The 2,499-nt window shown below is 56.9% G+C and carries 2 protein-coding genes and 2 pseudogenes; 2 read left to right on the forward strand and 2 right to left on the reverse strand.

Going from position 1 to position 2,499, the window contains the following annotated elements; translation table 11 throughout:
- Positions 1-372: pseudogene (locus AAAC48_RS01990) on the reverse strand (ABC transporter permease); the annotation flags it as partial.
- On the reverse strand, positions 372-1,028 hold the full coding sequence (locus tag AAAC48_RS01995) for an ABC transporter ATP-binding protein (RefSeq protein ID WP_340652564.1): 657 nt from the start codon (positions 1,026-1,028) through the stop codon (positions 372-374). The gene AAAC48_RS01995 and the pseudogene AAAC48_RS01990, both read right to left, overlap by 1 nt.
- A gap of 198 nt (positions 1,029-1,226) precedes the next feature.
- Here AAAC48_RS01995 and AAAC48_RS02000 point away from each other — a divergent pair.
- Both AAAC48_RS02000 and AAAC48_RS02005 read left to right on the forward strand, forming a co-directional pair.
- A pseudogene (locus AAAC48_RS02000) lies at positions 1,227-1,375 on the forward strand (DUF3072 domain-containing protein); the annotation flags it as partial.
- Between the two features lie 268 nt (positions 1,376-1,643).
- Positions 1,644-1,979 carry a hypothetical protein gene (locus AAAC48_RS02005; RefSeq protein WP_340652565.1) on the forward strand — a complete coding sequence of 112 codons (336 nt, stop codon included), beginning with the start codon at positions 1,644-1,646 and terminating at the stop codon, positions 1,977-1,979.
- Positions 1,980-2,499: the final 520 nt, after the last annotated feature.

The following is a 2,499-nucleotide window of genomic DNA, read 5'->3' on the forward strand; positions in this document are numbered from 1 at the left end:
ATCGCCTTCTGCCAGATCCACGTGCTGCGCTTCGCGCGGCAAGCTCACAGGATCGATGCCGAGGACGTGCAGCCGCGCGGCGCCGAGACGCAGCTGACCCTCCAGGACAGGAGACACCATCCAGCCAGCCCGGGTGAGATCGACAAAGACCTGCTGCGGGATTGTTTCCCCGTCCGCCGATACCAATTGTTCGAGGCGATCCTGTCCCAGCATCGACGCTGCACGATCGTAGCTGGCACGCGCCTCAGCATTGATCGCCTGAACACCCGACCAGAGGGCGGTCGCCAGTGAGAGACCCATGAGCAGCATCGCCAGTTGCATCGGTCGCCGGCGCCAATGGGAAAGCAAGGCGGACATGCTCGCATAAAACATCAGGCGATCCGCCCGGCCTGAAGGTGCACCCGTGCATCGAGCCGTTCGGCAAGCCGCGTCGAATGCGTCACCATTAGTAGAGCTGCCCCGGTCTGCACCACCAGTTCCAGCATCAGCGCCAGTACCGCATCACCGGTCGCCTCGTCCAGATTGCCCGTCGGCTCGTCGGCGAGCACCAGCTTCGGACGCGCAGCCAGCGTTCGCCCGATCGCCACCCTTTGCTGCTGGCCGACGGAGAGCTGTTCGGGGTAGCGCTTCAACAGGGCTTCAAGCCCAAGCTTCTCGACCAATTCCGATTGCCAAGCCGAATTGTGGCGTCCGGCAAGGCGCGCGTGGAAGGAAAGATTGGCTGCTACATCAAGCGAAGGGATCAGGTTGAACTGTTGAAACACCAGTCCGACCACGCCGCGCCGTAATGCGGCGCGGCCGACGTCGTTCAGCTGCGAGATATCCTGATCGGCGATTTCGATGCGGCCGGAGTCCGGATAGTCAAGCCCTGCCGCCAGGTGCAAAAGTGTGCTTTTGCCGCTGCCTGACTCTCCGGTCAAAGCAAGGGTTCGGCCGATTTCCAGCCCGAGGTCAACCTCGCGCAGGACCTCCAACGGCCCTTCTGCTGTTCGATAGGATTTACTCACTTTTTGAAGCGCGACGAGCATTGGCTCCTTCGTGGTCAGGTCACCACGCAGATTTCTTAACGACTGATCTAATCGTGCCTAGAACGAATAAAAGGCGATACCGGAAATTTGGCGCATGTTCGGGTGACCTGCATCGGTTGATTACGTCGCATATGATAGCCGGGAACTTTAAGAGTGAATAGAAACGTTTACAGTACAAAATATCGTGGAGGCTAGAACATGAGCGATCAGCACAATCCTAAGGCCAGCCTCAATCCCGGATCCAATACGCGGAAAGACCCTGACGATTGGGTCAGCGGGACGAGCCAATGACCGGCGCGCAGCGATCCTACCTGAAAACTCTCTCGCAGCAGGCGCATGAGCCGGAAGCCTAGGTGAAGATCTCGCCATACGCTACGGACGCGCAAATGCTCCGATCTTCCCTCGGGAGAATGATTGACCACAAGAGTCTCGATGCCGGCAACCCGACTATGCGGGAGCGGATGTTCGCAGACTGGCCAGCCCCATACGCGCCTGCGTATGAGCAACTTTATATGATTGGGCGTCTTTCCCGTTTGCCGCACCAAAAGCTGATCGATCAACGGAAGACGCGCCTTTGCAATGGAGGCGTTCAGTGCCAACGGCGGCGGTGTGTCGATGACATTCAAAGATAAGCCACCTCCGTTTACAGTTTGGACATATCGAGACAAGCTCGGCGTAGCGTCCACCGGAGTAGGAGCGCATCCCATCTCAGATGATCCTGCTGCGGCGCTCACAGTGTTTCAATTTGATCCGGACACGATGGATTTCAACACTGTCCCCGGCGCCAAAACTTCTGTCCGAGAAATAATGGAATGCCGCGTGGAGCAATTGGAATTTGATGCTTTGCCTCTGTTTCAAGGCGCGCTGCAAGGGGCGGTTCAGATCGTAGAATTGAGTGCGTTTCTTCTTAATCAACAAACCTTGCTATTTATAACGGCCCCTGAACATTGAAAGGGCCACTGACGCCTGAGCAGGCCCTTTATCCGCTTGGCGTTCACGCCATACTTGGCTTCAGCGATCGCACAGACTTGATGATCATCCTTAAAGGAATATCGCTGCCTTGCGCTCTTCTTAGCCGCCTCAATACCTGGCGACCGTCGGACGTAATCCGGCCCGAACTTATGACCCCATCGGCGGATCGTTTCGTAGGAAACCACAATGCCACGCACCAGTAGCATCTCCTCTACCAAGCGCAAGCATTTGCTGTTTGGCATTCGCCGATCGGTACCACGCGGGTTATCAACCGGTAGGCGGCAAAATTTGAGCGGTTCAGCTGCAAGTGAGAATGACGATCACTCTCACTGCGGTGGCACTGGTGTCGGCGTCCCGCCAAACCAACCAGCAGCATAGGCAATCACGATCAATACCACGATCACGGCTACGCCGTACCAGAGGCGCCTGTCCTTGAGATCCATCATTACCTCCTGTTATCCTGCTAAGTGTTGGCCAATGGGCGAATTCTTTGAGTCTT

This window comes from Phyllobacterium sp. (genome assembly GCF_037994405.1).
GTDB lineage: Bacteria > Pseudomonadota > Alphaproteobacteria > Rhizobiales > Rhizobiaceae > Phyllobacterium.